At 37.4% G+C, this 2,003-nt stretch carries 3 protein-coding genes and 1 tRNA gene; all 4 read left to right on the forward strand.

What is annotated here, in order from left to right:
• Nucleotides 1-246: 246 nt before the first annotated feature.
• The 4 genes from AB1397_05635 (at nt 247) to AB1397_05650 (ending at nt 1,907) form a co-directional block, all read left to right on the forward strand.
• Nucleotides 247-516, forward strand: coding sequence for an HU family DNA-binding protein (locus AB1397_05635; protein ID MEW6482467.1), 270 nt, complete (start codon nt 247-249; stop codon nt 514-516).
• A gap of 57 nt (nt 517-573) precedes the next feature.
• Nucleotides 574-876: a MerR family transcriptional regulator gene (locus AB1397_05640; protein ID MEW6482468.1), complete on the forward strand. Its 303-nt coding sequence runs from the start codon at nt 574-576 to the stop codon at nt 874-876.
• 7 nt (nt 877-883) lie between these two features.
• Nucleotides 884-959, forward strand: a tRNA-Pro gene (locus AB1397_05645).
• Nucleotides 960-965: 6 nt separating this feature from the next.
• Nucleotides 966-1,907 carry a KpsF/GutQ family sugar-phosphate isomerase gene (locus AB1397_05650; GenBank protein ID MEW6482469.1) on the forward strand — a complete coding sequence of 314 codons (942 nt, stop codon included), beginning with the start codon at nt 966-968 and terminating at the stop codon, nt 1,905-1,907.
• Nucleotides 1,908-2,003: the final 96 nt, after the last annotated feature.

A 2,003-nucleotide genomic window follows, 5' to 3' on the forward strand; every position in this document is an offset into this window, starting at 1 on the left:
CTCATAAGAATAATGTTTAGGTCTCTTTGAAAAATCCTTTAAAGGACCATCTCTTCCCCTTCTTACTGTCTGTCTTGATATTCCTAATATCAAAGCCCTTTCAATAATCTCTTTGTTTTGTATTTTTCTTTCCTTAAGGTGGTAAGTATGTCTATACCCATCTGGAACAAAGTAAAAAAATCCTTGACAAAAAAGAAATTTAATGTATAATTTACCAAAGAATTTAATAATTAGGAGGTGAGATAGGTGACAAAACAAGACCTGGTCAACAAGGTAGCAGCAATAGGGCTGACAAAAAAGCAAGCTGCCGAGGCAATTAATGCCGTAACAGATGGAATTACAGGGGCATTAAAAAAGGGAGATAGGGTTCAGCTTATCGGGTTTGGAAGTTTCTCTGTTAGAAAAAGGGCAGCAAGGACAGGAAGAAATCCTCGCACAGGAGCAGAGATAAGGCTTCCTGCAAGAAAGGTTCCCATCTTTAAGCCAGGAGAGGCATTAAAGAAGGCGATTAAGTGAGAGGAGAAAGAAAGGGGCAATCAATTTCTTAAGGGTTGCCCTTTTCTTATTTTTTTTATGGAAGATAAGCTATTTTTCACAATAAAAGAGGCAAGCTCTATTTTAAAAATAGAACCCTATGTTTTAAGATATTGGGAGTCCTGTTTTAAGGAAATAAAACCAGAAAGGACAAAATCTGGCCATAGAAGGTATAGAAAAGAGGATATTGATCTCCTTAAGAAGATAAAAAGCCTGCTGTACGAACAAAGATTTACCATAGAGGGGGTAAAAAAATACCTTAGAACAAAAGAAAAAGAGACCCCTAATTTTATCACAGAAGTAAAACAGGAGCTAAAAGAGCTTTTAAATATATTAAAGTAATAAAACCCGGGGCGTGGCGCAGCCTGGTTTAGCGCACCAGCATGGGGGGCTGGGGGTCGGCCGTTCGAATCGGCTCGCCCCGATTAAGTATGACTCCAAAGGAGGTTTTAAAAATAGAGGGTGAGGCGATTCTTTCTCTAATAGAAAGGCTTGATCGCTCATTTGATAAAGCAATTAAGCTTATTTTAAATTGCAAGGGAAGGGTTATTGTAAGTGGCATTGGAAAATCTGGAATAATTGCAGGAAAGATTGCCTCAACCCTTTCATCAACAGGAACACCTGCATTCTTTCTCCATCCAACCGAGGGTATGCATGGAGACATTGGAATGATAACAAAGGATGACCTCTTTGTTATTATTTCAAATTCAGGCTCAACGGATGAGATAAACAGGCTTATTCCAAGCATAAAGAGGCTAAAGATAAAGATTATTGCCCTATGTGGAAAAAAGGGCTCTTTTTTGGCAAAGAATGCAGATGTTTTTATAGATGTCTCGGTAAAAAAGGAGGCCTGTCCATTCGGATTTATCCCAACCGCATCAACCACAGCGGCTTTGGCTATGGGAGATGCCCTGGCAATTGCCATTTTAGAAAAAAGGGGCTTAACAGAAGATGAATTTGGCCTCCTTCATCCAGGGGGAAGCCTGGGAAGAAAGCTTTTGCTTAAGGTTTCCCATCTTATGCATAAGGGAGGTGAGATTCCCATTGTAAATAAAGATACCCCCATGAAAGAGGTAATCATCGAAATGACAAAAAAGAGGCTTGGAATGACCATTGTGGTTGATGCTTTTAAAAAAATTTGTGGGATAATTACAGATGGTGATTTAAGAAGGCATTTTAAGAAAAATATATTTTTTCTTAAAGGAGGGGATATTATGACAAAAAACCCAAAGACAATAGAAAGGGATGCTTTGGCAATTGAGGCATTAAAGGTTATGGAAGATTTTTCAATCACATCCTTAATTGTTAAAAACAAGAAAGACAAGGCAATTGGTGTTATCCATATTCACGATATTATCAAGGCAGGGCTTTAAAAAATTCAAACAAATCTTTTTCTTTTTATTGCAATGAGCTATTGAGAAAATATATTGAGAAAATATATATAGTTAATTCCATAACGCTTTACAAAA

Source organism: bacterium (assembly GCA_040756715.1).
Lineage (GTDB): Bacteria > UBA9089 > UBA9088 > UBA9088 > UBA9088 > JBFLYE01.

What these genes read in the sequence shown, in the direction of transcription:
- AB1397_05640 (MEW6482468.1), top strand. Translation starts at nt 574, where the DNA reads ATGGAAGATAAGCTATTTTTCACAATAAAAGAGGCAAGCTCTATTTTA.
- AB1397_05650 (MEW6482469.1), top strand. Translation starts at nt 966, where the DNA reads ATGACTCCAAAGGAGGTTTTAAAAATAGAGGGTGAGGCGATTCTTTCT.